We start from the raw sequence: 26,530 nt of genomic DNA, 5'->3' as shown, positions 1-26,530 counted from the left end.
ACTTCTGTAGCGGGCCGCGCTTTTTTGTGGAGCAGGCTGATGGCCAGGGGTATAGGTATGTTTTGGTAAAAATATATCGGGGATTAAATATTTAAAGGGTGCTTCCGCGCGTTCTGGCACAGGAGTTGCCAATGCACAGACATGCATGCAGCATACTAACAGAAACAACACAAACGGAACAGTACAAACAATCACACAAATCAAAACCATGAAATTAAGAAACCTTTCGCTGGGCACCTTTTTAGCTGCCACCATGCTGTTTACCTCGTGCCAGACCAAGGCACCCGTTGCCAGCTCAGACAACACCGAGACCACCCAGGGCAAAACAGCCGAGCAAGATCAGAACGCAGACAAGCCAGGCATGAAGAAGACGACCAAAGGCGGCCTGATCGGGGCAGGCGGCGGTGCCGTAATCGGAGGCCTGATCGGCAGCAAGCTGGGCAACACGGCCGCCGGAGCCATTGTGGGCGCTGCCGTGGGCGGTGCCACAGGTGCCGTGATCGGCCGCCGCATGGACAAGCAGGCCGAGGAGCTGGAAAAATCGATGGAGGGCGCGAAGGTGGAGCGCGTGGGTGAGGCCATCCGCGTGAACTTCGACTCGGGCATCCTCTTCCCGGTGGGCTCCGCCGACCTGAGCGCCAACGCCAAACGCGATGTGGAGAAACTGGCCAAGACGCTGAAAGAGTATGGCGGCACCAACGTCATCATCGAGGGGCACACAGACAACACCGGCTCTTACGAGTTGAACCAGAAGCTGTCGGAGCGCCGTGCTGAGGCCGTTGCCACCTATGCCCGTAGCCTGGGCGTGGAGCCCGGTCGCCTGCAAGCCAAGGGCTACAGCTTTGATCAGCCTATAGCAGAAAACACTACTGCCGAAGGACGCCAGCAAAACCGACGCGTCGAGATTATCATCGTGGCGAACGAAGAGCTGAAGCAAGCCGCTGAAAGCGGCCAGTTGAAGTAAGCAAAGCACTTTCCTGTTTTAATGGGATGGCGTCTGCGGGTATAAACCGGCAGGCGCTGTCTTTTTAAAGGCCGTTGGCTAATGATTGCGCCTGTGGCAAGGCCTGGCTTAAAACCTGAGAAAGCGGCAAACGTTTAAGTATAAAGTATAGATTATATAAAGTGTTATATATCAGCCTGCTCATTGCCCCTTACCTCTGCAAAGCTGCCAATGCAATGCTTTATGGCTTCAGAGAACAGAACATTTTAGAATTATAGGAGTATTTACCACAGACCTTTTGGGTTCGAAAAACTTATTTATGATGAAAACCATGAAAAAACTAAGAATTTATCTTTCAATATTCGCCATCCTGGGTTTATTGTCTACCTCTTGTACGTCTAGCCAACAATCCGGCACTAGCTCCGACAATGGTCGTGGCATGAGCAAAACCACGAAAGGCGGTATCATCGGGGCCGGTTCCGGCGCCGTGGTTGGCGGAGTGATCGGTAAGATAGCGGGTAATACGGCAGCAGGTGCCATTATAGGTGCTGCTGTGGGTGGTACGACTGGTGCCGTGATCGGACGCAAGATGGACAAGCAGGCCGAGGAATTACGCCGCGACCTGGAAAACGCCAACGTAGAGCGTGTTGGAGAGGGTATCAAGATTACCTTCGACTCAGGCATCCTTTTCCCGGTGAACTCCTCAGAGCTGCAGTCAGGTGCCAAAACCGAGATTGCCCAGCTGTCTGAGACGCTGAAGAAATATCCTGATACCAACATCGTGATTGAAGGCCATACCGACAACACCGGTTCGCGTGAGATTAACCAGCCGCTTTCTGAGCGCCGTGCCCGTGCCGTTGCCGACTATGCCGCCTCTATGGGCGTTGACCGCAGCCGCATGACCACACAGGGGTATGCTTTCGATCAGCCGATCGCTGACAACTCAACCGAGGCTGGCCGTCGCCAGAACCGCCGCGTGGAGATTGCCATCTTCGCGAACGAAAAGATGAAGAAAGCCGCTGAGAAAGGCGATTTGTAAGCAATAACGTTTGTTTCGATTTTATGCCAGCCGCGCCTTCGGGAGCGGCTGGTTTTTTATACCACATTTTTTACCCCGGCATATACTGCGCAGCCCTATAAGGAGCGTTGTGTAGATGCAAATCAATCAGATGAAAAAGGTTTTATACATCGCGCTGTACAGCATGCTGATCACCGCGGTTTTCAGTGCCTGCGAGCGTATCCTGGATCCGGCCACGGTGGAAGTGCTCTCGAACAGTAATATAGCCGCAGAAGCAAAGTGAGGGCAATCTCACGAGCGGGTGAGGCCTGGCTACAGGCAGGCTAATCAAACCCAACCACGTTATACTTTGGGTACTGCCTGAACCCGCTTTCTCCGCAGGATCAGCGTAAGGCACATGGCCAGCAGCGCACCGATGAAGGCCAGCCCCATATCCTTCTGGGCATCCCACACATCGCCCTGCATCCCCAGGTATACCATACCCTGCCGCGCGCCATCATAGGCCACATCGGCCACCAACCACTCCACCAACTCATACAGCGCGCTCAACGACAAAATGAACTCTACCGGCAACAGGTAGCCCAGGAAATTCCTCAGGCCAAGGCCTCTTGCAAACACCTCGTGCATCGGGTATGCCAGCAGCAAGCCAAAGCCGAGATGCACAATCCGGTCATAGTGGTTGCGCTGCAGGTGCCACTGCACTTTCAGCCATTCCCCGAACGGGTTTTCGGCGTACTGATACTGGCTGCCATACACGTGCAGCAGCAGGAACAGGAATATCAGTGTGTAACTGGTGTCGGAGAAACGCAGGATGTTGTAGAAAGCCACGAGCAAAATCACCATCGAGAGCGTGTTCTCCAGAAGCCAGTTTTTCAGGTCAGGTGTGGAGAGCCCGGTATAAAGCCAAAAGGCCGCAAACAGCACGCTGTAGCACAGGTGCAACGGCTGGCGCAGGAAAGAGGTCTTTGCAGGCAAATGTGCGATCATGGATAGAGAGCCTTCCTATGGAAGTCAATTGTTTCGCAGCATTAACCCGGAAAAGAGGATATAGTTTTACTGGTGTTGTATTGGGGCGTATGTCTGTGCGCTACCTATCCACACGTGCCGGAGAGCTGTCAGGCCATCAGGCTGCTCTCATGAAACACCAGGCGAATGGGGTTGTCCTCTGGGTTTTTGGTTGGGTCACAGTGATAGCCGAATATGTCGATGCCATTCATGTAGGGCAGGAGCTTTTTGTAGTAGGTATGGCCGGTATTGTCTGGGGTAAAGGTGATGTCGTGGAAGACGCAGGTCTTTTTCTCCGGGAGCCGTTCCAGCCGCTCAAACAGCACCTCAGGCCGTGCCAGGTCGCCGGAGTACACAATGCGGCTCTCATTGTCGAAAATGTAGGCGTAGCTTTGCATCCCCTCGGAGTGCTGCCCATACGTGTCGATCGGTATGATGCCCTCCACCTGGTCCACGGGAACAAACTCAGCGTACTTTTCCGGATCCTTCACCTGTATCTGCAAAAACTGGTATAGCTGCTGCTTAAACTGCTCTGAGGTATAGAGAATGACCGGGCGCGGGCTTTTCTCGATTATGCTTTTGTAAAGGAGCAGGTTGGCGAGGCTGCCGCAATGGTCGTTGTGCAGGTGCGTTAGCAGAATGTGATCCACCTTTCCGATCAGCTTCTTCTCTATTAGTGTCTGAAACACAGTGAAGCCACAGTCAATAAGCAGATGGATGCCCCTAAACTCCAGCAAGGCCGCCGAATTGCGGTAATCGATGTCGAAAGTCCCGCCTGTACCTAAAAATTTTATTTGCATATATATTCCTGAAATGAGCCAAGAGAGCTGTGTCGATAAGAATTAAACATATACCGACTGATAAGTGTAAATAGTTGTATATATAGTTACATTTTTATGAAACCAGTTCGCTCTCAGCTTTTCGCTGCGGTTTCAGCAGGCTGGCCAACGCATGCGGCCGTGCAACCAGGCCCAACAGCAGACAGGGTCCATCCGTAGACAGAAAGCCATATTGCGCTGAAAAATGGATGCACACCAACTACCGCCACAAGACAAAGCACTGCGAACACACGAGTTGCTGAACCAGGCTTACAAGCGGCTCACGCTCGACAGCCGCCGCACGCCCATGCACGAGCTGATCTCTACCATGCTCTCGCACCGCACTACCCATGCCGACGAAGTGTTGGCCTACAACACCATGCTGGAGCGCTTCGGCGATTGGGAGGGTGTGCTGAACGCCGACGTGGACGAGCTGGCGGATGCCGTGAAAACGACCCGTTACCCCGGCCAGAAAGCGCCTCAGATACAGCAGACGCTGCGCCTCATAAAGGAAGACCGTGGCGAGATCAGCATCGATTTTCTGCAGGACATGCCTGTGGAGGAGGCCATGGCTTGGCTCACGCGCCTGCCAGGCGTGGGCCTGAAGACAGCCACGCTACTGCTGCTTTTCAACTTCAGGAAGCCGGTGTTACCCGTAGACACACACGTGTTCCGGGTAAGCCAGCGCGTTGGGCTGATTGGGGCAAAGGTCACCGCCAACAAGGCGCACGACCTGCTGCTCCAGATGCTGCCGCATGAGGCCGTGGAGCTCTTTAATTTCCACAAGCACCTCTTCTGGCACGGCCAGCGCGTCTGTACTTTTTATACCCCCAAATGTGAAGCGTGCGTGCTCCAACGTTTCTGCAACTACTATCAGGATGTGCGGCAGAAGGGGATAGACCGGGCGGCATGAGTGCAACCCCTTGGCATAAAGACATCAGCCTCAACTTTGCTTCTCGTGCTCGCTTATCTCGAAAAGATGCCCGTCCGGGTCCCTGAAGAAACACCGGGTCTCCGTGCCACGTTGCTTGGGTGGCGTCAGGAAAGCAACTCCTTTGGCTTTCAGCGTCTCGTAGGATTTCTGGCAGTCCTGCACCTGTATGGTAAAGCAATGGCTGACCTTGTTTGCGTCTTGTGGCATCACAAACGCTGTCTCGGGCTTGTCTTCGGTAGGCCCTCCGGGGCTAACCAGCAGCAGCCAGTTGCCCAGGAATTGAAGCACGACAGAGGTGCCGCCATACGCGCGGTATAGCTCTGCTCCCAGGACATCCACATAAAAGGCTTTGGAGCGGTTTATATCCGTAACCACCAGTATCGTGGTGAGCGCTGCGCCCTGAAAAGGGTTGTATCCGTTTGCTGCCATAGGTATGATTTTTTTGCGCGGACTACCGCCGTCGTTTATAAATACCCTTGAACGCCACGTGGACGGGGGTGCCCTGCGGGTCAAGGATCTCCCAAAGTTGCGTCACGGTGCCGTCGCTGTTCCTGGTCCAGGTGATACGGTTTGCGTAAGGGATGCCCTGCCTGCCTGTTGTCAAGGCGCTTTGCAGCACCATCTTGTCGGGGCTGGCTTTGCCTTTCAGCACCAGGTTTTGCCCTTGGCTGTCTATCCATACCTGGTTCCAGGTCGAGTCGGCGGCATCAAAGTAATTGTAGCTTCGGCCGGTGGTGCCGGTGGCGCTTTGCCAGCGCTCGCTCACCACGCAGTCGGCCTCTACTTTCTCGATCAGGTTCTCGCCGACTTTCGCGCCGGTGGTATCATATACCAACCAGTCGCCGAGCCAGAAGTCGAATTGCCTGTGTTGTGCCGTACAGCAGGCGCAGCTTGACTGGGCCAGGCAGATGTTGGCCAGGAAGAGCAGCGGCAAAAGAAGGAGGGGCAGCTTGGGCATAGGCAAACCGGTATAAATGTGGCTGTGTCGGGGGCTATGCTTTTTTACGTGCGCGCTGGGATAAGTTTTTGACCCAGGCATATCTCCAAGCCAGCATTGGTTAGTGCATGTTTAAATTTCATTTTTGGAAGCGAAAAATGTTCAGGAAGGGTTCTGACGAAGCGTTTTTTGAGCCGCATAGCAGCGCTATGGGGCGATAACAAGGTGAAGTCAGGTTCCTTGATGGACGTTTTGTAGTCCAAAAGGTGAATTTTAAACATGCTCTTAGTCGGAATTAACTTTTCCGGGGCAAGCGAGTATCTATAGAACACTTAAAATAGAACACTTAAAAAAAATCATCGCTATGAGAAAAACTGCCAAAAGCTATTTGCTGTTGCCCCTGAGCCTCTGCCTGCTGCTGCTTGCCACCAGCTGCAAAGACAAGCACGGCGAGCTGCCGATCGAAGACAAGCCCGCCGCCACCGGACTTGCCTATACCCAAAAATCCAACCGAAGCCTGGATACTGTCTACAGCAACATCGTTGCAGCGCTGCAGGCCAATGACGCCATCGGGATAGTGGCGCAGGTAGACCATCAGCAGAACGCCAGCAACGCAGGACTCAGCCTGAACCCGACGCGGGTAGTGCTGTTTGGCAATCCGAAACTGGGCACCCCCCTGATGCAGGCAAACCAACAGGCCGGGCTCGACCTGCCGCAGAAAATGCTGGTATACAAAAACGACATAGGGGATGTGTATACGGCCTTCAACTCGGCGCAGTACCTGGCAGAGCGGCATGGCGTGGGCACCGTCTCGACTTTGCCGCAGATTGAAATGGCCCTGACCAAGCTGGCCGAAAGCGCCACAGGCAAAAAAGTGCAGATGGCAGACGATAACGCTGTTGCGCTGAACGAAGGCATATTGCATAAAGTAAGCGCGAACGCTTTTCCGGACGCATACGCCAAATTGCGCACTGCCATAGAGGCAAACGCCAACCTCAAGATCGTTGCCGAACTAGACCACCAGCAGAATGCCCAGTCTGTCGGTATGACGCTGCGGCCCACTAAGCTTATCGTGTTTGGCAACCCTAACCTGGGTACGCCGCTGATGCAGGCGGAGCAGACCATCGGCATTGACCTGCCGCAGAAAATGCTGGTATATGAAGACGAAAACGGGGCCGTGCACATTGCCTACAACGACCCTTACTACCTGGCAGAGCGGCACAATATTTCGGGAGAGGAGGAAACGCTGGCAAAAATAGCCACAGCCCTGAACGCGCTCGCCTCGACAGCTGCCGAATAGATTTCTACCTCGCTTTATTCTGGCCTGGCATCTCTACTTTTTTTCCATATCACAGAGGTGTCGAAGCACCGTGCTCCAGCCAAATCTCTTTAACCGTGGGAGAATGATTAGGAAAGTAATGCGGGGCTTTTAAAAACAACCTTGCTGTCCAGGCATTGCTATTGTTCGTGCGTGCGCCTTTTTGCCAAAGGCGGGGCCGCGATCAGCCCCACCAGTATAGCCGCGATGTAGATAAAGATAAGATCGCGGTGGTCAGGGTCCCCAAGCCATACCTTCAGGGCAACCACGGTAACGGCTATACCCGTCACGGTGAGCCAGTAAGGGAGAATACTTCTCTCAGGGGGCAGGGATGGGGCAGGTGGCAGCTTTAAGATGGCGAACAGCACAACCACGGCACCGACCAAAGAGCTTAACATTTGCAAGACCCCATAAAAATAATACTCCTCACCCCGAATGCGCGTGCCGTTGAGCAAAAAAGGTAGCCAGCCAACCGCACGTCCTTCTTTGTGGGTAAAGCTGTCCCAGAAAATATGCGACGCGGCCCCAAGCAGGATTGAGAGGATAACGACGGGATAGTGCTGCTTGAAGTACGCTACCCAATCAAAATCCCTGAACCTGCTCAGGCGTCGGTGCAGGTAGCCGGGCAAATTGTTTATCAGCGCGTCCCGAACCAGGATATGGAAAACAAAGGCAAGCAGGAGCCCGATCGGAAGGTTAAAGTAGAAAATGCTGCGCCAGGTATGGCTGTAGGGATCGTCTGCCGACATCGAGATGAATTTCTCGAAATCAGGCGCCACACTGCCGACAACCAATCCTGTTAAAGATGTCCATCGCTTAAAAACAGTATGAACGGGCAAGATAAGGGCAGGGTGCGAAAAAGTAAAAGGCATTTGAATGAGTAGATCGTGGTCAGCAAAAGCTGCGGCTTAAGGGCTTTATACTGGATAAGAAAAAAGGTTGTTGTAAAAGCAGCATCAGTAAATACCGGCCAACACAGGCATCAGCCCCCTCTCCGAAAAGCCATACGCTTGTTGTGTGAGGGATGCTTTTTCACCTTGGGCTATACATACGTCATCGTCACACCGTCTGGCTGCACCTCCAGTTGCGCTGTGCGGCCACAGACAAGGGCCAGGTTCAGCGGCTCGTGCCCCACCGGGAAGCCGTAGCACACCGGGTAGTTATACCTGCCCGTATGCTCCAGGATAATCTCGTAGGCCGTTTTCCCGAAAGGCACGGCGTTGTCGTTCATATCGCTCATGTCGCCCACAATCAGGCCCGCCAGGTTGGCCAGTTTGCCGCTGCGGTCGAGGTGCACCAGCATGCGGTCTACGTGGTAGAGGTACTCGTCCAGGTCTTCCAGGAAAAGGATTTTGCCGTCGGTGCCGCTGTCAGACCTCGTGCCGGTGAGCGTGTGCAGCATCGAGAGGTTGCCGCCCACCAGCTGCCCCCGCCCGGTGCCGGTGCGGTTAAAGGGGTGCGGTGCCGCTCTATAGCGGATATCCTCGCCGAATAACACCTTGCGCAGGGTTTCTACGGAGTCCTCGGTGCCAGCCTTGGGAAACAGCACGGGCATGATGGCATGGACACTCTCGATGCCCAGGGTATGGATGTGGCTGTGCAGGGCCGTCACGTCGCTGAAGCCCACGAGCCACTTGGGGTGCTTCTGGAACTGCGTGAAATCCACTTGGTCGATGATGCGGGTCGTGCCGTAGCCTCCCCGGGCACATATGATAGCTTTGATGCCTGGTTCGTCCAGCATGCGCTGCAGGTCCTGCAGGCGCAGGGCATCGTCGCCGGCGAACTGGTTATAGTTGGCCCCGATCGTTTCGCCCAGCACTACCTCCAGCCCCCAACTCTCAAAGGTGCGCACGGCCACTTCTACTTCCGGGGCGGTTATCTTGCGGGCGGTGGCAACAATGGCAATGCGGTCTGCGGGGCGTAGGGCTGGTATCATGGGTTAAAGGGTCGGGGGAAGCGGACGAATATAGGGCTTTTCCGGGTATTTATACATGCCCTATTACATGGTTAAATGGTTGAATTTTTAAATGGTTGATACAGCACATGTGGCGGGATTTATCTAACCATTCAACCATCCAGCCATTTAATAATTCAACAGTTTAACCATTCAGCCATTTACTTAATCAGCTTGTAGCCCAGGCTCACGATAAACTGCTGGTTGTTATACTGCATGTCGCGCTGCTGCGCCGTGTTGGAATACTGGCGGTTGATGCGCTCGTAGCGCACATCGGCGGTAATGCTGCCGAGGTCCAGGCCAATGCCCGCCTGCACACCCCAGTCGGCTCTTTTCATGTAATCCTCTAAATTCTCTCCCTCGCGCTTGGCGCTGATTAACGTAGACGACACCGGGCCGGCCTGCACCCGCAGCACCTGGAAGAAGTTATACCCCAGCATAATCGGCACGTCGAGGCGGTTGAAGTTAATATCCTCCACATGCACGGGTATGGAGTTGTCGGCACTGGATACCTCCACCTTGCCGCCTGTGGAAGTCAGGATGGCCTCCGGCTGCACAAACACCCCCGCAAACTGCAGGCGGGCAAAGGCACCCACATGGTAGCCGGTCACGTTCTCGGCTTTGGCATACTGCCACGGGTCGTTGCGGACTTCCTCAATTTTTACGTTGGCGGTGCTCAGGCCCGCTTTCACACCCGCCTGGAACTGCGCCCTGGCACCCACGCTTATTGCCACAAAAAACAGCAGCATCACGATTCTCTTCATATCTCCTAAAAATTTAGCCTGTTGTGACTCATGTATTTATACCGCATAAGAGCATGTTTAAAATTCATCTTTTGGGCTGCAAATTGTTCATAAAGGAACCTGACTTCACCTTTTTATCACCCCATAGCGCTGCTATGCGGCTCAAAAAACGCTTCGCCAGAACCCTTCCTGAACAATTTTCGCTTCCAAAAACGAAATTTAAACATACTCTAAACGCCGAAGAACAGGAATTGGTATGATGCGGCATCAGCTTTAGTGTATGGATCTGTTCCAGACGTTAAATGTATATGATTTTGTGAATATAACATAGCGCTCGCCGATTTCTGCTTGCCCTAAGGCTGTTTGCCCCGGAGGTCGGGGCGAGGCGGCAGTATGGCCGTTGCCTCGATCTCCACCAGCAGGTCGGGGTGGATGAGGGCGCTGACCTGCACCATGGTGGCAGCGGGTTTTATGTCGCGGAAGAATTCGGCGTGCGCCCGGCCAATTTCCTGCCACTGGCTGATGTCGGTGGTATAGATGCGGGTGCGCACCACATCGGCCATGGTGGCCCCGGCCTGCGCAAGGGCCTGTGCTATTTTCTCCAGCGCATACCGCGTCTGCGCATACGGGTCGCCTTTGCCGATCACCTGCTCGCCGTCGGTGGCGGTAGTGCCAGACACCTCGATGGTGTTACCCACCCGCACGGCGCGGCTGTAGCCTACTTGTTCCTCCCAAACGGCACCAGACGAGATATTTTGTCGATTCATACGTTGCTTTCGCGCTTTGCTGTACCCAAAGATAGCACCGGCTTAAAGCAAGGTTATGCATGCTTTCGCTTTATTTTCCATGCATAATCCCTACTTTTGGTTTTATACCCCCGGAAAATGCGCCTGACCTCTAAACCCGTGCTTTGCAATTACTACGTTACCTATCGCTGTAACGCAAAGTGCTCGTTTTGCGATATCTGGGAAAAGCCCTCGCCTTACATCACGCTGGAGGACGTGGCGCAGAACCTCCGTGACCTGAAGCGACTGGGGGTGCAGGTGGTCGACTTTACCGGCGGCGAGCCGCTGCTGCACCGCCAGATAGACCAGATGCTGGGTATGGCCCACGACATGGGCTTCATCACGACCCTCACCACCAACGGCATGCTATACCCTAAACTGGCCAGCCGGCTGAAAGGGAAGATAGACATGCTGCATTTTTCCCTTGACTCCTCCGACAAGGAGGAGCACGACACCGGCCGCGGCGTGGCCTGCTATGATTTTGTGATGGAGTCCATCGCTGTGGCAAAAGAGTTGGGCGAGCGGCCCGATATCCTGTTCACGGTGTTCCGGCGCAACCTGCACCAGTTGGAGGAGGTGTATGAGAAGATCGTCCTGCCCAACAAACTGGTCCTCATCATTAACCCTGCGTTTGAGTATAACACCGTGGAAACCGGCGAACAACTCACTGAGGAGGAGCTGAACTACCTCACGGCGTTCGGCAGGCGCAAGCGCGTATACCTCAACGAGGGCTTTGTGCAGCTTCGCCGCGATGGGGGCAACCACACTTCGGACCCCGTGTGCAAGGCGGCCAGCACCACGCTGGTCATCTCGCCCGAAAACGAGCTTGTGCTGCCTTGTTACCACCTGGGCACAAAGAGCTTCCCAATCCGGGGCAAGCTGTATGACCTGTACAAGTCGCAGGAGGTGGAGGAACTGAAGCGGCTGGAGGGAAGGTTGCCAGCCTGTGAGGGCTGCACCATCAACTGCTACATGCAACCCAGCTTTGCGGTGGAGGTAAACAAGTATTTCTGGAAATCCTTGCCCAGCACGCTTCGGTATAACTACATGAAAGGCACCTGGAAAAGGCTTTTGCCAAGCGTGAAAATCTAACTGCTCTACCAAAAGCTTTTCAGAATCCAACCTTAACTTTGCAAGAGAGGCGATGAGGAAATCGAAAACCAGTTGCAAGAAGAAAACTTCAGAAACGGGAAAAATCCTTTTGCATGCATTTCGTGTTACCCATTCGTAATTCGTAATTTATAATTCGTAATTCAAAAAAAATATGCCAGTTATACTACCGGTAAAAGGCGTGAAGCCGCAGATGGGCACCGATTGCTTTATTGCCGAGAACGCCACCATTGTAGGCGATGTGATCATGGGCAACGAGTGCTCGATCTGGTTCAACGCCGTGATCAGGGGCGACGTGAACAGCATCCGGATCGGGGATAAGTCAAACATTCAGGACGGGGCCGTGATTCATTGCACCTACCAGAAGGCGGCCACCACCATCGGCAACAACGTGACGGTGGGCCACAACGCCATCGTGCACGGCTGCACCGTGGAAGATAACGTGCTGATCGGGATGGGTGCGATTGTGATGGACAATGTGGTGGTGCAGAAAAACTGCATCGTAGCCGCTGGGGCCATTGTGCTGGAAAACACGGTATGCGAGTCGGGGTATATTTATGCAGGTATCCCCGCCAAAAAAGTGAAACAACTGAGCCCCGAGCAGGTGGAAGGCCTGGCTAAGGTGGCAAACAATTACGTGCTGTACAGCAGCTGGTTCAGCGGGAGATAAGAACAGTTGGCGCTCCAGAAAGTAATGCAAAATCGCGCTACGAAGCATCCTTGTCTGGCTTTATCTGGCGCAAGCGTCCGCTTGTGCCTTTTAGGGAACACCATTTTCCCAGGTCTCCATTTGGGCTTAAATACTTGGGCGGTTTTGATACAAGCTGAAAAGACTGGAGGCAAGGTATAACTTAATCGCATAAGCCCTTAGCAAAGGTATAAAGGCACAAGCGGACGCTTGCGCCAGCTTAGGTAGCGCGGTTACGCCAAGTGCTTTAGCACTAACTGCTGCAACAGCTGCAATTTTTCATCAGGGAGGCTTTGCTGCAGCAGCTCAAAGAACTCGCGCTCTTCGCGGCGTATGTGCTGTTCCAGAAGCTGACCCACCTCATCCAGCTTGTCCGGGAGCGTTGCTGCGTCTGCCTGCGGCAGGGCCTGTATAAGCGCCTCCAGTTGCCGGTGCTCTGCCAGCAGTACGTCTGTCTGTTCTGCCAGGGCTTCGGAATGGGCGCGGGCGGCGGCAAAAACGGTGGTTTCTTCTATCTCAAAATGCGCCTGGAGGTGGTCTGTGTAAAACTGCAGGGTATAGGCAAGTTTGTCGGCAGCCGCAGTGGGCATGCCTTTGTAGGGCGGGGCACCGTGCTGCAGCAGCCTTGCCGTGAGCAGGCCCCCGTGGTGCTGGCGCGAGATCGGGATCAGGCTGGGGTGCCGCTTCATCTGCTTGGCTCTTCCTCTTCCTGCAGCGACTCGTGGCGCACCTTCAGCTGCACCCACTCCACGCGGCGCTCTGATTTCTCCAGCACCCGCACCTCGTACTCGTTGAAATTGGTCACTTCGTTGAGGTTTTCCGGTATCTGCCCGTAAATCACGTTCAGCAGTCCTCCCACCGTTTCGTAGTCTTCGCCTTCCGGCAGCGGGTAGGGCAGATAGTCGTTTGCATCGGAGATGGTGGCCGAGCCGCTTACCTTGTAGTCAAAGTCGCTGATCTTCTCCACGATGGGCACTTCCTCGTCATACTCGTCCTGTATCTCGCCCACCAACTCCTCTATGATGTCCTCGATGGTCACGATGCCCGATACCCCGCCGAACTCGTCGGTGGCCACGGCCATGTGCATGTGGCGGCGCTGAAACTGCTTGAGGAGCAGGTTGATCTTCTTGGTTTCCGGCACAAAGTAGGCCGGGCGCATAAGCTTTGCAATCTCAACGGCCTCTCCGCGGCGCACAATGCTTAGGATATCCTTCACGTACAGGATGCCCACGATATTGTCGATGTTGCCATCGTATACCGGCAGGCGGGAGTAGCCCTCGTTAAAGATCAGCTCCATAAGCTCGTGCTCCGAGATGTTCAGGTCCACGGCCACCATTTTGGTGCGGGGCACCAGAATTTGCTTTACCATGCGCTCGTTAAACTCAAACACGTTCTCGATCAGCTCGTGGTGCGCGTTCTGGATGGCGCCGCTCTCCACGCTCTGCTCAAACAGGAGGCGAAGCTCCTCGGCAGAGTGTACCTCGGCGCCGTGCACCGCCTGTATGCCGAGCATGCGCAGCACCATGTTTGCCAAGCCGTTCAGCAGCCATATAAACGGCTTGAACACGATATAAAAGAACCGAAGCGGAAACGCAACAGCCAGCGCCGTGGACTCTGAGCGCTGTATCGCCAGCGATTTAGGGGCAAGCTCACCGAAAACGATGTGCAGCACCGTGATAATGGCAAAGGAAACAGGCAGGGCGATCTGGTGGGCCAGCACCTCGCTGCCGCTAAAGCCGAAGAAGGTCATGACGTTGATCACGATCTGGGACACCACGCTTTCGCCGATCCAACCCAGGCCAAGCGAGGCGAGGGTTATACCCAATTGCGTTGCCGAAAGGTAGGCATCGAGGTGGGTGAGCATGTTTTGGGCGAGCTTGGCCATGGAGTTGCCAGTCTGGGCGCGCAGCTCTATCTGCGAGGCGCGCACTTTAACGATGGCAAACTCAGCCGCAACAAAGAAACCGTTTAGGAGGACCAGGAAAATGGTTAACAGAATGTCTAAAGCCATAGGGAGTTTCTGCTGTTGTGTAGCAGCAAAGCTGTAAAATTAACTAAAATACGTGCTTTTGCTACTAGAGTATGTGCTATTAGGGCTAAAACATAGGCACAAATGCCATTGGAGGCAATAAGGCCGCATTTTTTCCTTCCCTTACACTTGGGCCAACCCAAAAACAAAAGGTGCCGCGAAGCACCTTTTGTTCATATGGTATATATTGTAGCGCTAAGCGCAGAATTGTGAGGACGCGGCGGCTGGGGCGTTAAACAGTTCAGAGGCGTTCTCCTGGGAGAGGAGGCGCTGAAAAATACGTTTGGCTTCAGGTTCAGAGATGAGCCTGTACACGTTGGCGAACAGATCGTCCTGAAACGGGTTGCAGAAGGAGTAGATGTACTCATCCGAGAACGTTTTGTAGACTATATGAAAGTTGTGCTGCTCATCGCGCACGAGCTTTATAGCTTTAAAAACATTTCCGAAGGTTTTGCCACATTCAGTCTGTAGCGAAAAGTCAACATAGCCGGGTAGAGTTTTATCCATGTTGGATAGGGTTTAGGGTGTAGCGATATGTAAATATTGAAAGTTTTTTTGAGATTTAACAATATGGGTTATCCTATTTAATCGCTTTATAAGTGAACACATCTTATTTAATAGGGGAGCATAGTATTTGCTTAGTTAATTTTAGGTGCTGGTACTTAGTACGTAAATTCTTGTATTATAGAGGTTGTTATATATAAAATTTACTAAATATCCAGGGTTTGTTGCACTTCTATTTCAGTTTTAAAGCTCTGGTTTCCCTAAAAGATCAGGTATACATGGCTTTAGGGGCTCAAGGGCCAGTATTGGGGTGTAGATAATTGCACCATCTCAAGGAGAAGAATTTTTTAGGAAACAGGGAAAGCCTGCCTGGAATCAGGAGGGGGACAGAGACAGGGAGTTTAGGGCAGCGCAGGCAACATTAAGGGGAAGATACATGTTGTCTGTCCGACCGGTTGCGGGGGCTAGTAAAGTGTCAGTCCAAAAATCCCTACTTTTGCAGGCGCACCCGCTCAAGCCCCATACTGCTTGCACCGGATTTTAACAGATGAACCCAAACAGAATGATCAACGGCAATAAAATTGGAGTGAGACTTACCCTGACGTGGCTATTTTGCCTGGTGGCCCTGTTTGCGCAGGCACAGGTGCTGAAGCCAGCTACCTGGAGCTACGATACCGCTAAAAAACAAGTGGCCGTCGGGGAGGAAGTGGAGCTGATCTTCCATGTGAAAATCGACAAGGACTGGTATCTCTACTCCTCCGATTTTGACCCGGACCTGGGCCCTATGGTCACGGAGTTTGCGTTTCAGAAGCACCCGTCTTATGAGCTGGTGGGGAAGATCAGGCCCATCAACCCAAAAAAGAAGTATGATGAGCTGTGGGAAGGCGAGTATACCTACTTTACCGGCACGGCGCAGTTCCGGCAAAGGGTCAGAGTGCTTCAGCCAGAGCTGCTTATAAAAGGAAGCTACGAATATCAGGTGTGTTCCGACGTGTCGGGGCAGTGTATACCTTTCGATGATACGTTTGCCTTCACCAACAGGCAGCTTGCCGTAACGGCTGCGGCCAAAACAGAACCCGCACCGGCAACAACGGCACCGAAGCCGCAGGAAAGAGAAATTCAGAAGGAGATTCGGCAGGAAAATGAGGAAACGGCCTTGCCGGATGCCACGGCGGCCATACCACCTGACGCTGTTTTTGAAGGGGAGGACACTGCCTCAAAAGCGCCTGAGGCCTTTGCCAGCCGGGATACGGCCCATACCGCTTCCGCTGCGCTGCCTGCCTCCGAAGAGACCGCCACTGCTGGCGGCGCGGGCAGCTTGTGGGCGTTTATGCTGGTGGCCTTTGGCTCTGGCCTGGTGGCCCTGTTAACGCCTTGTGTCTTCCCGATGGTGCCCATGACGGTGAGCTTTTTTACCGGCAGCAGCGGCAGCAAGGGGCAGGCAGTGCTCAAGGCGCTGGTATACGGGGTGTCCATCATCGCAATTTATACCCTCATCGGCACGGTGGTAGCCAAGGTTTTTGGGGCCGACGGTGCGAACTTCCTCAGCACGCACTGGTTGCCCAACGTGCTGTTCTTCGCTATTTTCCTGATTTTTGCGATGTCGTTCTTTGGCATGTTCGAGATCACGCTGCCCAGCTCATGGCTTACTAAAATAGACGCCCAATCCGACAGGGGCGGCTGGATAGGCGTTTTCTTTATGGCTTTCACGCTGGCGCTGGTTTCATTTTCATGTACCGGCCCGATTGTGGGAAGCATCCTGGTTGCCTCTGCCGGAGGCGAGACCATACGCCCGGTTGTCGGCATGTTTGGCTTTTCGCTTGCCTTTGCGCTGCCGTTCACGCTGTTCGCTGTTTTCCCCTCGTGGCTGAGCGGGCTCCCCAAGTCGGGGGGCTGGCTGAACTCCGTGAAAGTGGTGCTGGGCTTTATCGAGCTGGCTCTGGCGCTGAAGTTCCTGAGCGTGGCCGACCAGGTATACCACTGGGGAATTCTGGACCGGGAGGTATACCTTGCCCTCTGGATCGTAATCTTTACCCTGATGGGCTTCTACCTGCTGGGCAAGCTCAAGTTCTCTCACGACTCCGACCTGCCATACATCAGCGTGCCGCGTCTTTTCATGGCGGTCGCCACTTTCGGGTTTGTGGTATACCTCATACCGGGTTTGTTCGGAGCCCCGCTGAAGGCGCTGGCCGGCTACCTGCCGCCGCAGTCTACCCACGACTTTGACCTGAACAGCATTATCCAACAGAACGCGGGCGGCGGAAGCGTTGCTGCTACTTCGGATGAGATTTGCGAGGAGCCGAAGTATGGCGACATCTTCGAGTTGCCGCACGGCCTGCAGGGCTACTTCGATCTGGAGCAGGCGAAAAAGTGCGCAGCAGAGCAGGGCAAGCCGATCTTCATCGATTTTACCGGCCACGGCTGCGTGAACTGCCGCGAGATGGAAGCCAATGTATGGTCGGACCCGGCGGTGCTGAAGCGACTGCGCGAGGAGTATGTGATCCTGGCCCTGTACGTGGACGACAAAACAGAACTGGCTAAAAGCGAGCAGTATACCAGCAGCTACGACGGCAAGGAGAAGAAAACCATCGGCAAGAAGTACGCTGACTACCAGATCACGAAGTTCAACGTGAACGCTCAGCCTTATTATGTGCTGATGGACGCGCAGGAAAACATACTGGTAAAGCCTATCGCTTACGACCTGAGCGTGGAAAACTTCGTGAATTTCCTGGATGCCGGGGTGGCTGCTTTTAAAGCAAAACAGCAGGTAGCGCAGCGATAAACAAAGTCACAGTAGACCTCACAGTGTGCGAAGCTCCTGTGAGTGTCTGTGGCAGCAAAGGCTACAGCTAAATACTAAATACCCTCGCAGGTCGTAAAGACACCGCGAGATCTAAACAAAAAAGTCCCCGCCAGCAATGGCGGGGACTTTTTTGTTTACGGGCAAAAGTCCTAAGTCTTTTGTCCTGAGTCTTGTGTCTTTAAAAAGCTATTTGGCCTCGTTAAAGCGCTTGGTTACTTCTTCCCAGTTCACTACGTTCCAGAAAGCGCCGATATAGTCCGGGCGACGGTTCTGGTAGTTCAGGTAGTAGGCGTGCTCCCATACGTCCAGGCCAAGGATTGGCTGTCCGCCGCACGCCTGATCCACATTCATGATAGGGGAGTCCTGGTTTGCTGTAGAGCACACGCTCAGTTTGCCATCAGTGCCTACGCACAGCCAGGCCCAGCCAGAGCCGAAGCGCGTGGCAGCAGCCTTGTTGAATTCCTCTTTGAATGCATCGAAGGAGCCGAAAGCGCTGTTGATCGCATCTGCCAGCTCACCTGATGGCTGACCGCCACCGTTCGGCGACAGCACCGTCCAGAACAGGTTGTGGTTGTAGAAACCACCTCCGTTGTTGCGAACCGCTGTATTGCCGTTCACGTTTTTGAGGATCTCTTCGATAGACTTTCCTTCCAGGTTAGTGCCCTGAATGGCATTGTTCAGGTTCGTGGTATACGCCTGATGGTGTTTTGTATGGTGGATTTCCATGGTGCGCGCATCAATGTGCGGCTCCAGGGCATCATATGCATAAGGTAGTTTCGGAAGTTCGAACGCCATAGTTTTATGTGGTTTAAGGTTGAAAAATAATGTTTGTACACTTGTTGAAAGTGTACGTCTCGATTCCAAAGTTAGTTAATTTCTTTTAGCGGCAAAGAAAGTGGCCATCAGGTCGGCGCACTCCTGCGCCATGATGCCGCTAACCATCTCTGTTTTCGGGTGGAGCAGGTTGCCCACGCGCCTATACCCCCGCTTGGGCTCCGGCGCCCCGAACACCACCCGTTTCAGTTGCGCCCAATAGCTGGCCCCGGCGCACATCACGCAGGGCTCCACGGTCACGTAGAGGGTGCAGTCGTGGAGGTATTTGTTGCCCAGGTACTCGGCGGCGGCTGTAAAAGCCAGCATCTCGGCGTGGGCCGTCACGTCGTTCAGCTTTTCGGTCTGGTTATAGGCTTTGGCAATGATGCGGTTGTTTGCCACGATCACAGCACCAATCGGCACCTCGCCTTCGGCAAAGGCCTGTTTTGCCTGGGTATAGGCCTGCCGCATAAAATGATCGTCGCTGTGTATCGATAAAAAGTCTGTTGCCATAGGGGGGATGGTTTAGATGAAAGTGGGGCCATGATAAACCGGCAGGAATACGCCCGCCGCGGCCCGCCGGAAAAGAGCGGATGTATGGCGCGCCTCCCAAAAATAAGCCGAAGCGGCACCGAATCAAAAAAAAGCCCCTCCAAAAAAGGAAAGGCTTGTGAAGAAGGTATAGGGCAACGCGCCAGTTATGGTTTGATGTTGATAGAGCTCATAATCTCACGGGCGGGCTGCTGCCAGTCGTTTTTCAGCATGAAGGGCACGTGCAGGGTAAAGATCATCAGCTGGTTGCCCAGGATGGTATACTGCACAATGCTGTACTTCTGCATAGGGGCCATGTTGGTGGTGCCGCGCTCATCCTCCACCGACGACACGAACTCAAACACGATAAACTTCCTGCCTTTCACCTCAGAAACCTCCTGGCGGATAAAGTCCACTTTGCTGAAGGTCTCCAGCAGGTTTGCCTTGTAAAACTCACGCAGCATGTCCAGGTCCCGCTCCTTAAACTGCGACTGCTTTTGCGTTACGCTGAAATCCACGAGGCCATTGGGGCTGGTGTACACAGCCAGCGGTTTCGTGGAGGCCGGGTATTTGCGGGCTATTCCGTCGTCGGGCAGCGGCGTGAAGTCCTGCGGCAGGTGCACGCTAATCTCCTTGCTAAGCTGCACCTTCTTCAGTTTGGGCTGGGCAAAAGCCACTCCGGCCAATAAAAGGACTACCAGAAAGGTTAAATAACGCATGTTCATAATAGGTTGGGTTGGCAAAGGTATGGAATTGTGGGGTAAAATCACCCGGGATGCTGATTGGTGCAATTATGCTGCCAAAGTATGTAACGCACCGAACGCCCTGCACATTGTGCCGGGGTATCTTCTGAGGCCCTTTGCCGTTTATACACATAGGCGACTGCGGCCACCGGCGTCAGGGAAAGGCGCCACCGGAATGCACCGACGCGGCAGCCTGAAATCAAAATATGTATAACAGACTATTTAATTGAAGAGATATGCTTGAGAACATCATCAACAACATGAAAGGGCAACTGACAGGGGAGCTGCAAAGCAAGTTCAACCTGGAGCCAGACAAGGCCGACAAATCCGTGGACCTGGCCAAGGAGAATCTGATGGAGGAAATGAAGCAGCGTGCCAGCAGCGGCGATTTCGGCGGGATTATGGATGTGCTGAAGGGCCAGAAAGGGGCCACGCAAAGCGCGGGCATCAACAACGTTATCCAGAAGTATGTGGGTGACCTGACAGCCAAACTAGGTATTCCGGAGTCGATCGCGAAACAGGTAGCGCCGTTCGTCATCACGTTTATCATGGATAAGTTCTCCAGCAAAGTAGCGTCGGAGGGGATGGGCCAGTCCGAGATTGTGGGCAGTTTGCTGAGCGGGGGTATAAAAGACTCCGTAACCAAGGGGCTAGGCGGAAAACTGGGCGGACTGTTCAAATAGGCACTGCGCTCAACCGATAATCAGGGAGTAAAATAAAGAAGCCATACCTAGCAGGTATGGCTTCTTTTGTAACGTCATTGTGGTTGTTTGGATCAGAAAGGGCGCGTCCCCCTTGTAACAAGCGCGCCCGGTTGCCGGAAGCGTTCACTCCTCCTGGCAATGTCTTTATACAGCGTTAAGCCGCCATTGGTTAATCATTTCTTTTTAAACTGCACAGCCAGGGCCGTGCGGCCTCAAAGGTACGACAAATAAATCACAAAAGCAGGTATAAACGGGGTGCTTCCGCAGCGAGGCAGGCAGTTGTCGCTGGCTTTTATTAATAAGAAGATACCCATACCAGATAATTGGTTGCATGGCAGAAGTATTCTATTTTTGCAGCTTCCGCTAATCCGATCTCTTGCAGTCAGGCCTGGCCTGTGCGCGAAAACCCTGGTTGATGACTGAAAGTGTACAAACCCTTTTCCTGAAGTTCCTCAAGTTTGGCGCAGTGGGCTTCTCCGGCCTGCTCCTGGACTTCGGCGTGACCTACTTCGCAAAGGAGAAGCTGCGCTGGAACAAGTACATCGCCAACAGCATCGGCTTTCTGCTGGCCAGCGCCAGCAACTACTACCTCAACCGCATCTGGACGTTTGAGAGCGCGGAGCCCGAGATCGGGTGGCAGTTCTCCAAGTTCCTGCTGGTGGCCGCAGTCGGGCTGCTGCTCAATAACTTCATCATCTACGTGCTCACCGACCGCGGCAGGGTCAACTTCTACGCCGCCAAGTTTGTGGCTATCGTGCTGGTCTTCTTCTGGAACTTCTCCATCAACTACCTGTATACCTTCACGCGGTAAGGCGGCTAGGGCAGCACTTCGTAAAGCTGCACCCGCTCGTCTTTGTGCACGCGCGGGTTGAGCAGGTGCAGGAGGCGGTCGTAGAGCGAAGGCGTGATGGTATGCTCTAATTTCAGATGCGGGAAAAGCGTGTTCAGCCGGGCCATGCGCTCTTCCAGGTCGTCGGTGCCGACCACCACCACATAGTCCGGCTTGTAAGGCGATGCGTCGATTTGCGCCTGCAGCTCGGCCGGTGTTTTGTCCTGGTTCAGGGTATAGGCCATCACAAAGTCGGCGGGCAGCTGTTTTTTCCCCTGCAGGTACTCCTGCCATACCTGCTCCTTGTCGGTTGCATAATTTTCGTAAACCGCGCCGGTATGGCCCAGGTAAAAGAGCGGCGGTTTTTTCACGCTGTGGTTACCGAACTCCAGCACCACACCATCCATGCCTGTTTTTTCAGACAGATACACCAGCGGGGCCACCCGACTCTTTTTGGTGTACGTGAAGGCCATGCCCACGGCGGCCAGTATGTTCAGCACCCAGAAAAAGCCCCAGCACCAGGCCAGCAGCTTGCGGCGGCGCTGCCAGAACCCGGAGGCTTGCACAAACTGCTGCCAGCCGATCACGCCCAGGATCATAATTAACGGAAACAGCGGCAGTATAAACCGCTCCTGCTTGTTGGGGAACAGCGAGTGGGCCACAAAAAAGATCAGCCCTCCCCAAAAGAGCTTTGGGGCGAGCCTGGCCGTGCGGGCATAGCCCAGCACCAGAAACACGCTGACCGGCGGCACCAGAAAGCCCAGCACGGTCAGGGCAAAGCGATAAACCGGGCCTGTGCTGTAGTTCTCGGCGTTCTCAGCGTTATAAAGGAAGTAGGCCACAATGGAGTGGAACGGATAATCGAAGAAGACGATGTCGATGACGCCCTGCACTAGAAAGGCAAACACGGCAAAGCCGAGCAGCAGCGCGATTGACTCGCGCCACTGGCGGCGGTAGAGGAGCACCAGCCCGGCACCCGCGCCGAACAGCACGGTATGGTACCGGAACGCGAAGGCGAGCGCAAACAGCGCGCCCGCGCCCAGGTAAGGCAGCCACCGCCTGCGGCCCGCCTGCTCCTCGCGCACCATCAGGTAAAACGCAATGAGGTAGGGCGGAATGCACACCATCTCCACCAGGTTGCGCACGCTCATGTAGGGCATAAACCAAACCAGCGCCAGCATCATACCCACCAGCCGCGCGTTTAGGGTGTTCGAGAGCCGCTCGGTCAGCTTGTAGCCAAAGTATACCACCAGCAGTGAGTACAGGCCGTGCAGCACCCGCACCACCGTCATCTTCGCCTCGGGGCCGAAGATGCCGACAGCCTCCAGCACGTAGAAAACCGCGTAATGCAGCAGCACATACAGCATGCTGTGGCGGGGCGGCATCGATTGGTTTAGCCACAGCGGCAACCCGTCCAGCCAGCCCTGCGCCACCGTGATCACGTCGAAGTGGTCGTCGCTGAAGGCAAAGCCCTTCGAAAAAAAAGCAGCCAGCATCCGGATGACAAAGGCCAGGAGCATGACAAACCAAAGCGGGATCAGGTAGCGGCCCTGCGGAATGCCCTGCAGGGGCGGTATAGCAGTGTTCTCTTTTGAGATTTTCGTAAAGCTTTGCATAGGGGGATGGGAGTACTGCACAAATTTAAGGGGAATTAAAAAGAATTGGTGTTAACTTCGCCTTTTAAATTCGACAAACAGAATGCTGAATCCTGTGAAGCCGATCAAGAGGCGGCGCTGGCAGCTTATGCCGAAGCTACTGCTGGTGCTGGGGTTGGTCCTGGCGTTACTCGATGCTGGCACACGCTACTACTATACCTCTAAGTATAAGGACGCAAAGGTGCTGGTGCTGGGGCATGCCGGTTCTGGCTTTTTGTCCCCGCTAAACCCTTTCAACCCGCTGCCGTCCAACAGCAAGGCCTCTATCCTGAAGGCTTTGGAGAAGCACGGGGCCGATGGCGTGGAAGTAGACGTACAGCTGAGCAAAGACGGGGTGCCGATCCTGTACCATGACGTGACGCTGGCTTCCCTGACGGAGCGGCAGGACACCATCGATAACCTGAACGCGGCGGAGGTGGCGGGGCTGGCCTACCAGGGCGGCTTTTTCTACGACCTTTTCCATGACGAGAAGATCATCACCCTGGAAGAGCTGCTGCGGCACGTCAGCGGGTACGAGGCGGTGCCATACCTGCACATCGACCTGCGCAACCACGACCCCGCGCGCCATACCTACTACGCCCGCACGCTGCTGGGCCTGCTGCGCCGGTATAAATACCCGCTGGAGAAACTCGCTTTCATCTCGCCAAACCCCGACTTCCTGGAGGCCTTCCGCCAGGCAGAGCCGAAGGCGACGCTGATCCTGGACGTGAGCGGCAACTACGACCAGGCGATGCAGGAGATTGAAGCGCACGGCTTGCAGGGAATCTGCGCCAACGGCCGCGACATGACGCCGGAGCGGATGCGGCAGGCCAGAGAGCGGGGGCTTCAGGTAGTGCTTTTCGGGGGCAAGTCCCACTCCCGCATCGCCCGCATGCTGGAGATGCGCCCCGATGCCATACAGGTGAACAACGTGGCGGCCGCGCGCCGGATGCTCGACTGACATCTTTCGCCGCTGCAACTTATACAAGCGTACAAATTATTACATTTGCATTCTATAGATACATTGATTTAAGCCATGCTCAGAACACACACTTGCGGCGAACTCCGCTTATACAACAAGAATGAGGAAGTAATCTTAACTGGTTGGGTACAGCGCCTCCGCGACAAAGGCGGTATGGTATGGGTGGACCTCCGCGACCGCTACGGCATCACGCAGCTCTCGTTTGAGGAGGGTATAACGCCGCCCGCCCTGCTGGAGCAGGCGCGCGACCTGGGCCGCGAGTACGTGGTGCGGGCAACCGGCAAAGTGATCGAGCGCTTCTCGAAGAACGACAAAATACCGACCGGCGAGGTAGAGGTGAAAATAACCAAGCTGGAGGTACTCAACAAGTCCAAGCTGCCGCCCTTCATGATTGAGGACGAGACCGACGGCGGCGACGACCTGCGCATGAAGTACCGCTACCTCGACCTGCGCCGCACGCCGGTGCGCCGCAACCTGGAGCTGCGCCACCGTATGATGCGCGAGGCCCGCAACTACCTCGACAGCCATTTCTTTATTGAGGTGGAGACCCCGGTGCTGATCAAATCGACGCCGGAGGGTGCCCGCGACTTTGTGGTGCCAAGCCGCATGAACCCAGGCGAGTTTTATGCCCTGCCGCAGTCGCCGCAGACCTTTAAGCAGTTGCTGATGGTGTCTGGCTTCGACAAGTACTTCCAGATCGTGAAGTGCTTCCGCGACGAGGACCTGCGCGCCGACCGCCAGCCGGAGTTCACGCAGATAGACTGTGAGATGGCCTTCGTGACGCAGGAGGATATACTGAAGGTGTTCGAAGGCTTCATCCGCCACATGTTCGCCGAGGTAAAAGGCATCGAGATTGAGAAACTGCCGCGCATGACCTATGCCGACGCCATGAAGTTCTACGGCTCCGACAAGCCGGACACGCGCTTCGACATGCGCTTCGTAGAACTCAACGAACTGGCCCAGCAAAAAGGGTTCCCGGTGTTCGACAACGCAGAGCTGGTAGTCGGTATCAACGCAAAAGGAGCCGCCGAGTATACCCGCAAGCAACTCGACGAGCTGACCAACTTCGTGAAGCGCCCGCAGATCGGTGCCACAGGCCTGGTATACGCCCGCGTAAACGAGGATGGCAGCATCAAATCTTCCGTAGACAAGTTCTTCACGGCAGAGGACCTGGCGGCTTGGGGCACCGCCTTCGACGCACAGCCGGGCGACCTGCTGCTTATACTGGCCGGAAACGCCGACAAGACCCGCAAGGCCCTGAACGAGCTGCGCCTGGAGATGGGCGAGCGCCTCGGCCTGCGCGACAAAAACGTGTTCTCGCCACTATGGGTCGTGGATTTCCCGCTGCTGGAGTGGGACGAGGAAGCGCAGCGCTACCATGCCATGCACCACCCGTTCACCTCACCGAAGCCGGAAGACCTGCAACTGATCGACTACCGCCCAGGCGATATCCGCGCCAACGCCTACGACATGGTGATCAACGGTGTGGAAGTAGGAGGCGGCTCGATCCGTATACACGACCGCAGGTTGCAGGAGCAGATGTTCCGCTTGCTGGGCTTCTCCACCGCAGAGGCCGAGGCGCAGTTTGGCTTCCTGATGAACGCGTTTGAGTACGGGGCGCCACCGCACGGTGGCATCGCCTTTGGCTTCGACAGGCTCTGCTCGCTGTTCGGTGGCTCTGACTCCATCCGCGACTACATCGCCTTCCCGAAAAACAACTCGGGCCGCGACGTGATGATCGATGCGCCGTCTGAGATCGCTGACCAGCAGCTGGACGAGTTGCATATCCGTTTGAAGAACCTGCCAAGCTAGGCAGTTTATACCCTATATCACGTTCTTATTTATCCAGGTGAAGGTAGCAGCGAAGGAGTACGAGTTGAAGACGGGCGAGAAAGTCCTGATCCGGGAAGGGAACGAGAGCGATTCGAAAGCGCTGCTGGACACCGTGCGGCAGTATGTCGTGACGAGCCGCTACCTGATTGTGGCCCCCTCGGAGCTGGAGCAGAGCGTGGCAGACGAGGCCAAATGGATAAAAGAACTCCACCTGAACCCGAACAGCCTGCTGCTGCTGGCCCTGCACAACGGGACCGTGATCGGCAACCTCGACCTGACCGGCAGCGAGGAAGAGTATGACGACCAGTCCGGGCTGATCACAATGGGCATCCTGCCCGAGTATCAGAGCAAGGGGCTGGGCTCTATCCTGCTGCGCGAGGCGGTGGCGTGGGCCCGGCGGCAGCATCAGCTGCAGGTGCTTTGCCTGCAAGTGGAGAGAGCCAACACCAGCGCCGTGCGGCTCTACCAGAAAGCCGGTTTCCAGATTGAGGGGGCACAGGCCAACGTCGCTCCTGATGAGCAGGTGGACAACAGCAAAAGCCTGATCATGTCGCTGAACCTGTAGTGCAGGAGTAAGGGTATGGAATGAATGCAGAACGCCTGCAGCCGAAATGGTTGCAGGCGTTTTTTTATACCCTTTATGCTGGCTCGGCCCTTTTTGGCTCGGCCTCCTCCGCAAAAGTAAAAAGCCAGTAGCCTGTTGTATAATATTTTTTGATTAATCGTTTTAGCATTGCACTTAATGCTGTAAATGTGTATCATAGCAGTAGCAAAAAACAGATTTGGCAGTAGGGTCGGGGAGGAGTGCCGCCGTTAGTTGGGCATTCATCCAGAATTGTCTTTTCTCTTCACTATTCTAACGCATATCCTTT

At 54.7% G+C, this 26,530-nt stretch carries 28 protein-coding genes; 13 read left to right on the top strand and 15 right to left on the bottom strand.

The annotated features are described in order from the left end of the window. The first annotated feature begins 208 nt into the window (after positions 1–208). From MKJ04_RS12230 to MKJ04_RS22790, 3 genes are all read left to right on the top strand, one after another. Positions 209–964, top strand: coding sequence for an OmpA family protein (locus MKJ04_RS12230; RefSeq protein WP_241641928.1), 756 nt, complete (start codon positions 209–211; stop codon positions 962–964). 310 nt (positions 965–1,274) lie between these two features. Continuing rightward, entirely contained in the window at positions 1,275–1,982 is a 708-nt protein-coding gene (locus tag MKJ04_RS12225) for an OmpA family protein (RefSeq protein WP_241641927.1), read from the top strand. Positions 1,983–2,112: 130 nt separating this feature from the next. Then, positions 2,113–2,244 (top strand): hypothetical protein, encoded by a 132-nt coding sequence (locus MKJ04_RS22790; RefSeq protein WP_262918079.1) that lies wholly within the window; start codon positions 2,113–2,115, stop codon positions 2,242–2,244. Positions 2,245–2,303: 59 nt separating this feature from the next. Here the strand turns inward: MKJ04_RS22790 and MKJ04_RS12220 are convergent, their stop codons facing one another. Then, positions 2,304–2,948 carry a DUF2238 domain-containing protein gene (locus MKJ04_RS12220; protein ID WP_241641926.1) on the bottom strand — a complete coding sequence of 215 codons (645 nt, stop codon included), beginning with the start codon at positions 2,946–2,948 and terminating at the stop codon, positions 2,304–2,306. 128 nt (positions 2,949–3,076) lie between these two features. Further along, a complete protein-coding gene (locus tag MKJ04_RS12215; RefSeq protein ID WP_241641925.1) occupies positions 3,077–3,766 on the bottom strand; it encodes an MBL fold metallo-hydrolase in 690 nt (229 codons plus the stop codon). Positions 3,767–3,989: 223 nt separating this feature from the next. On the opposite strand from MKJ04_RS12215, the gene MKJ04_RS12210 reads away from it, so the two are divergent. After that, on the top strand, positions 3,990–4,697 hold the full coding sequence (locus MKJ04_RS12210) for an endonuclease III domain-containing protein (protein WP_241641924.1): 708 nt from the start codon (positions 3,990–3,992) through the stop codon (positions 4,695–4,697). A gap of 30 nt (positions 4,698–4,727) precedes the next feature. Here MKJ04_RS12210 and MKJ04_RS12205 read toward each other — a convergent pair whose 3' ends face one another. Both MKJ04_RS12205 and MKJ04_RS12200 read right to left on the bottom strand, forming a co-directional pair. Continuing rightward, entirely contained in the window at positions 4,728–5,147 is a 420-nt protein-coding gene (locus MKJ04_RS12205; protein ID WP_241641923.1) for a VOC family protein, read from the bottom strand. 22 nt (positions 5,148–5,169) lie between these two features. Further along, the gene (locus MKJ04_RS12200) at positions 5,170–5,676 is read right to left on the bottom strand and encodes a hypothetical protein (RefSeq protein ID WP_241641922.1); all 507 of its coding nucleotides are present in this window, start codon (positions 5,674–5,676) and stop codon (positions 5,170–5,172) included. A gap of 343 nt (positions 5,677–6,019) precedes the next feature. On the opposite strand from MKJ04_RS12200, the gene MKJ04_RS12195 reads away from it, so the two are divergent. Then, entirely contained in the window at positions 6,020–6,955 is a 936-nt protein-coding gene (locus MKJ04_RS12195) for a DUF302 domain-containing protein (RefSeq protein ID WP_241641921.1), read from the top strand. 158 nt (positions 6,956–7,113) lie between these two features. Here MKJ04_RS12195 and MKJ04_RS12190 read toward each other — a convergent pair whose 3' ends face one another. The 4 genes from MKJ04_RS12190 to MKJ04_RS12175 form a co-directional block, all read right to left on the bottom strand. After that, positions 7,114–7,845, bottom strand: coding sequence for a DUF4184 family protein (locus MKJ04_RS12190; protein ID WP_241641920.1), 732 nt, complete (start codon positions 7,843–7,845; stop codon positions 7,114–7,116). Positions 7,846–8,015: 170 nt separating this feature from the next. Then, a complete protein-coding gene (locus MKJ04_RS12185; RefSeq protein ID WP_241641919.1) occupies positions 8,016–8,909 on the bottom strand; it encodes an LD-carboxypeptidase in 894 nt (297 codons plus the stop codon). 179 nt (positions 8,910–9,088) lie between these two features. Then, positions 9,089–9,691, bottom strand: coding sequence for a porin family protein (locus MKJ04_RS12180; protein WP_241641918.1), 603 nt, complete (start codon positions 9,689–9,691; stop codon positions 9,089–9,091). A gap of 332 nt (positions 9,692–10,023) precedes the next feature. After that, the gene (locus tag MKJ04_RS12175) at positions 10,024–10,437 is read right to left on the bottom strand and encodes a RidA family protein (RefSeq protein ID WP_241641917.1); all 414 of its coding nucleotides are present in this window, start codon (positions 10,435–10,437) and stop codon (positions 10,024–10,026) included. A 117-nt stretch (positions 10,438–10,554) separates the two neighbouring features. Between MKJ04_RS12175 and MKJ04_RS12170 the strand changes: the two genes are divergently transcribed. Beyond that, the gene (locus MKJ04_RS12170; RefSeq protein ID WP_241641916.1) at positions 10,555–11,547 is read left to right on the top strand and encodes a radical SAM protein; all 993 of its coding nucleotides are present in this window, start codon (positions 10,555–10,557) and stop codon (positions 11,545–11,547) included. Positions 11,548–11,719: 172 nt separating this feature from the next. Continuing rightward, positions 11,720–12,235, top strand: a complete 516-nt coding sequence (locus tag MKJ04_RS12165; RefSeq protein ID WP_241641915.1) for a gamma carbonic anhydrase family protein — start codon at positions 11,720–11,722, stop codon at positions 12,233–12,235. Positions 12,236–12,486: 251 nt separating this feature from the next. Here the strand turns inward: MKJ04_RS12165 and MKJ04_RS12160 are convergent, their stop codons facing one another. The 3 genes from MKJ04_RS12160 to MKJ04_RS12150 form a co-directional block, all read right to left on the bottom strand. Next, the gene (locus MKJ04_RS12160) at positions 12,487–12,942 is read right to left on the bottom strand and encodes a hemerythrin domain-containing protein (protein ID WP_241641914.1); all 456 of its coding nucleotides are present in this window, start codon (positions 12,940–12,942) and stop codon (positions 12,487–12,489) included. Continuing rightward, a complete protein-coding gene (locus MKJ04_RS12155; protein ID WP_241641913.1) occupies positions 12,939–14,264 on the bottom strand; it encodes a hemolysin family protein in 1,326 nt (441 codons plus the stop codon). Before MKJ04_RS12155 ends, MKJ04_RS12160 begins: the two co-directional genes overlap by 4 nt. Before the next feature lie 213 nt (positions 14,265–14,477). Next, the gene (locus MKJ04_RS12150; protein WP_241641912.1) at positions 14,478–14,789 is read right to left on the bottom strand and encodes a hypothetical protein; all 312 of its coding nucleotides are present in this window, start codon (positions 14,787–14,789) and stop codon (positions 14,478–14,480) included. A 544-nt stretch (positions 14,790–15,333) separates the two neighbouring features. Between MKJ04_RS12150 and MKJ04_RS12145 the strand changes: the two genes are divergently transcribed. Further along, positions 15,334–17,568: a cytochrome c biogenesis protein CcdA gene (locus tag MKJ04_RS12145; RefSeq protein WP_241641911.1), complete on the top strand. Its 2,235-nt coding sequence runs from the start codon at positions 15,334–15,336 to the stop codon at positions 17,566–17,568. Between the two features lie 207 nt (positions 17,569–17,775). Here MKJ04_RS12145 and MKJ04_RS12140 read toward each other — a convergent pair whose 3' ends face one another. The 3 genes from MKJ04_RS12140 to MKJ04_RS12130 all read right to left on the bottom strand — a co-directional run bounded on the left by MKJ04_RS12140 (position 17,776) and on the right by MKJ04_RS12130 (position 19,652). Beyond that, entirely contained in the window at positions 17,776–18,384 is a 609-nt protein-coding gene (locus MKJ04_RS12140; protein WP_241641910.1) for a superoxide dismutase, read from the bottom strand. A gap of 75 nt (positions 18,385–18,459) precedes the next feature. After that, positions 18,460–18,915: a nucleoside deaminase gene (locus MKJ04_RS12135; protein ID WP_241641909.1), complete on the bottom strand. Its 456-nt coding sequence runs from the start codon at positions 18,913–18,915 to the stop codon at positions 18,460–18,462. 185 nt (positions 18,916–19,100) lie between these two features. After that, positions 19,101–19,652, bottom strand: a complete 552-nt coding sequence (locus MKJ04_RS12130; protein WP_241641908.1) for a hypothetical protein — start codon at positions 19,650–19,652, stop codon at positions 19,101–19,103. Positions 19,653–19,912: 260 nt separating this feature from the next. On the opposite strand from MKJ04_RS12130, the gene MKJ04_RS12125 reads away from it, so the two are divergent. Together MKJ04_RS12125 and MKJ04_RS12120 are read left to right on the top strand one after the other, a co-directional pair. Further along, entirely contained in the window at positions 19,913–20,359 is a 447-nt protein-coding gene (locus MKJ04_RS12125) for a hypothetical protein (protein ID WP_241641907.1), read from the top strand. A 436-nt stretch (positions 20,360–20,795) separates the two neighbouring features. Beyond that, positions 20,796–21,191: a GtrA family protein gene (locus MKJ04_RS12120; protein ID WP_241641906.1), complete on the top strand. Its 396-nt coding sequence runs from the start codon at positions 20,796–20,798 to the stop codon at positions 21,189–21,191. A gap of 5 nt (positions 21,192–21,196) precedes the next feature. Here the strand turns inward: MKJ04_RS12120 and MKJ04_RS12115 are convergent, their stop codons facing one another. Next, a complete protein-coding gene (locus MKJ04_RS12115) occupies positions 21,197–22,825 on the bottom strand; it encodes a glycosyltransferase family 39 protein (protein ID WP_241641905.1) in 1,629 nt (542 codons plus the stop codon). 82 nt (positions 22,826–22,907) lie between these two features. Between MKJ04_RS12115 and MKJ04_RS12110 the strand changes: the two genes are divergently transcribed. From MKJ04_RS12110 to MKJ04_RS12100, 3 genes are all read left to right on the top strand, one after another. Next, entirely contained in the window at positions 22,908–23,804 is an 897-nt protein-coding gene (locus MKJ04_RS12110) for a glycerophosphodiester phosphodiesterase (RefSeq protein WP_241641904.1), read from the top strand. Between the two features lie 75 nt (positions 23,805–23,879). After that, a complete protein-coding gene (gene aspS, locus MKJ04_RS12105; protein WP_241641903.1) occupies positions 23,880–25,637 on the top strand; it encodes an aspartate--tRNA ligase in 1,758 nt (585 codons plus the stop codon). A 37-nt stretch (positions 25,638–25,674) separates the two neighbouring features. Beyond that, a complete protein-coding gene (locus MKJ04_RS12100; protein WP_241641902.1) occupies positions 25,675–26,223 on the top strand; it encodes a GNAT family N-acetyltransferase in 549 nt (182 codons plus the stop codon). Positions 26,224–26,530: the final 307 nt, after the last annotated feature.

Origin of the sequence: Pontibacter sp. E15-1 (genome assembly GCF_022601975.1) — a bacterium.
Lineage (GTDB): Bacteria > Bacteroidota > Bacteroidia > Cytophagales > Hymenobacteraceae > Pontibacter.
This window is presented reverse-complemented; position numbering and strand designations above follow the sequence as displayed.

Coding starts and splice junctions, on each gene's coding strand:
- MKJ04_RS12230 (WP_241641928.1), top strand. CDS start 209: ATGAAATTAAGAAACCTTTCGCTGGGCACCTTTTTAGCTGCCACCATG.
- MKJ04_RS12225 (WP_241641927.1), top strand. CDS start 1,275: ATGAAAAAACTAAGAATTTATCTTTCAATATTCGCCATCCTGGGTTTA.
- MKJ04_RS22790 (WP_262918079.1), top strand. CDS start 2,113: ATGAAAAAGGTTTTATACATCGCGCTGTACAGCATGCTGATCACCGCG.
- MKJ04_RS12220 (WP_241641926.1), bottom strand. CDS start 2,948: ATGATCGCACATTTGCCTGCAAAGACCTCTTTCCTGCGCCAGCCGTTG.
- MKJ04_RS12215 (WP_241641925.1), bottom strand. CDS start 3,766: ATGCAAATAAAATTTTTAGGTACAGGCGGGACTTTCGACATCGATTAC.
- MKJ04_RS12210 (WP_241641924.1), top strand. CDS start 3,990: ATGGATGCACACCAACTACCGCCACAAGACAAAGCACTGCGAACACAC.
- MKJ04_RS12205 (WP_241641923.1), bottom strand. CDS start 5,147: ATGGCAGCAAACGGATACAACCCTTTTCAGGGCGCAGCGCTCACCACG.
- MKJ04_RS12200 (WP_241641922.1), bottom strand. CDS start 5,676: ATGCCCAAGCTGCCCCTCCTTCTTTTGCCGCTGCTCTTCCTGGCCAAC.
- MKJ04_RS12195 (WP_241641921.1), top strand. CDS start 6,020: ATGAGAAAAACTGCCAAAAGCTATTTGCTGTTGCCCCTGAGCCTCTGC.
- MKJ04_RS12190 (WP_241641920.1), bottom strand. CDS start 7,845: ATGCCTTTTACTTTTTCGCACCCTGCCCTTATCTTGCCCGTTCATACT.
- MKJ04_RS12185 (WP_241641919.1), bottom strand. CDS start 8,909: ATGATACCAGCCCTACGCCCCGCAGACCGCATTGCCATTGTTGCCACC.
- MKJ04_RS12180 (WP_241641918.1), bottom strand. CDS start 9,691: ATGAAGAGAATCGTGATGCTGCTGTTTTTTGTGGCAATAAGCGTGGGT.
- MKJ04_RS12175 (WP_241641917.1), bottom strand. CDS start 10,437: ATGAATCGACAAAATATCTCGTCTGGTGCCGTTTGGGAGGAACAAGTA.
- MKJ04_RS12170 (WP_241641916.1), top strand. CDS start 10,555: ATGCGCCTGACCTCTAAACCCGTGCTTTGCAATTACTACGTTACCTAT.
- MKJ04_RS12165 (WP_241641915.1), top strand. CDS start 11,720: ATGCCAGTTATACTACCGGTAAAAGGCGTGAAGCCGCAGATGGGCACC.
- MKJ04_RS12160 (WP_241641914.1), bottom strand. CDS start 12,942: ATGAAGCGGCACCCCAGCCTGATCCCGATCTCGCGCCAGCACCACGGG.
- MKJ04_RS12155 (WP_241641913.1), bottom strand. CDS start 14,264: ATGGCTTTAGACATTCTGTTAACCATTTTCCTGGTCCTCCTAAACGGT.
- MKJ04_RS12150 (WP_241641912.1), bottom strand. CDS start 14,789: ATGGATAAAACTCTACCCGGCTATGTTGACTTTTCGCTACAGACTGAA.
- MKJ04_RS12145 (WP_241641911.1), top strand. CDS start 15,334: ATGAACCCAAACAGAATGATCAACGGCAATAAAATTGGAGTGAGACTT.
- MKJ04_RS12140 (WP_241641910.1), bottom strand. CDS start 18,384: ATGGCGTTCGAACTTCCGAAACTACCTTATGCATATGATGCCCTGGAG.
- MKJ04_RS12135 (WP_241641909.1), bottom strand. CDS start 18,915: ATGGCAACAGACTTTTTATCGATACACAGCGACGATCATTTTATGCGG.
- MKJ04_RS12130 (WP_241641908.1), bottom strand. CDS start 19,652: ATGCGTTATTTAACCTTTCTGGTAGTCCTTTTATTGGCCGGAGTGGCT.
- MKJ04_RS12125 (WP_241641907.1), top strand. CDS start 19,913: ATGCTTGAGAACATCATCAACAACATGAAAGGGCAACTGACAGGGGAG.
- MKJ04_RS12120 (WP_241641906.1), top strand. CDS start 20,796: ATGACTGAAAGTGTACAAACCCTTTTCCTGAAGTTCCTCAAGTTTGGC.
- MKJ04_RS12115 (WP_241641905.1), bottom strand. CDS start 22,825: ATGCAAAGCTTTACGAAAATCTCAAAAGAGAACACTGCTATACCGCCC.
- MKJ04_RS12110 (WP_241641904.1), top strand. CDS start 22,908: ATGCTGAATCCTGTGAAGCCGATCAAGAGGCGGCGCTGGCAGCTTATG.
- aspS (WP_241641903.1), top strand. CDS start 23,880: ATGCTCAGAACACACACTTGCGGCGAACTCCGCTTATACAACAAGAAT.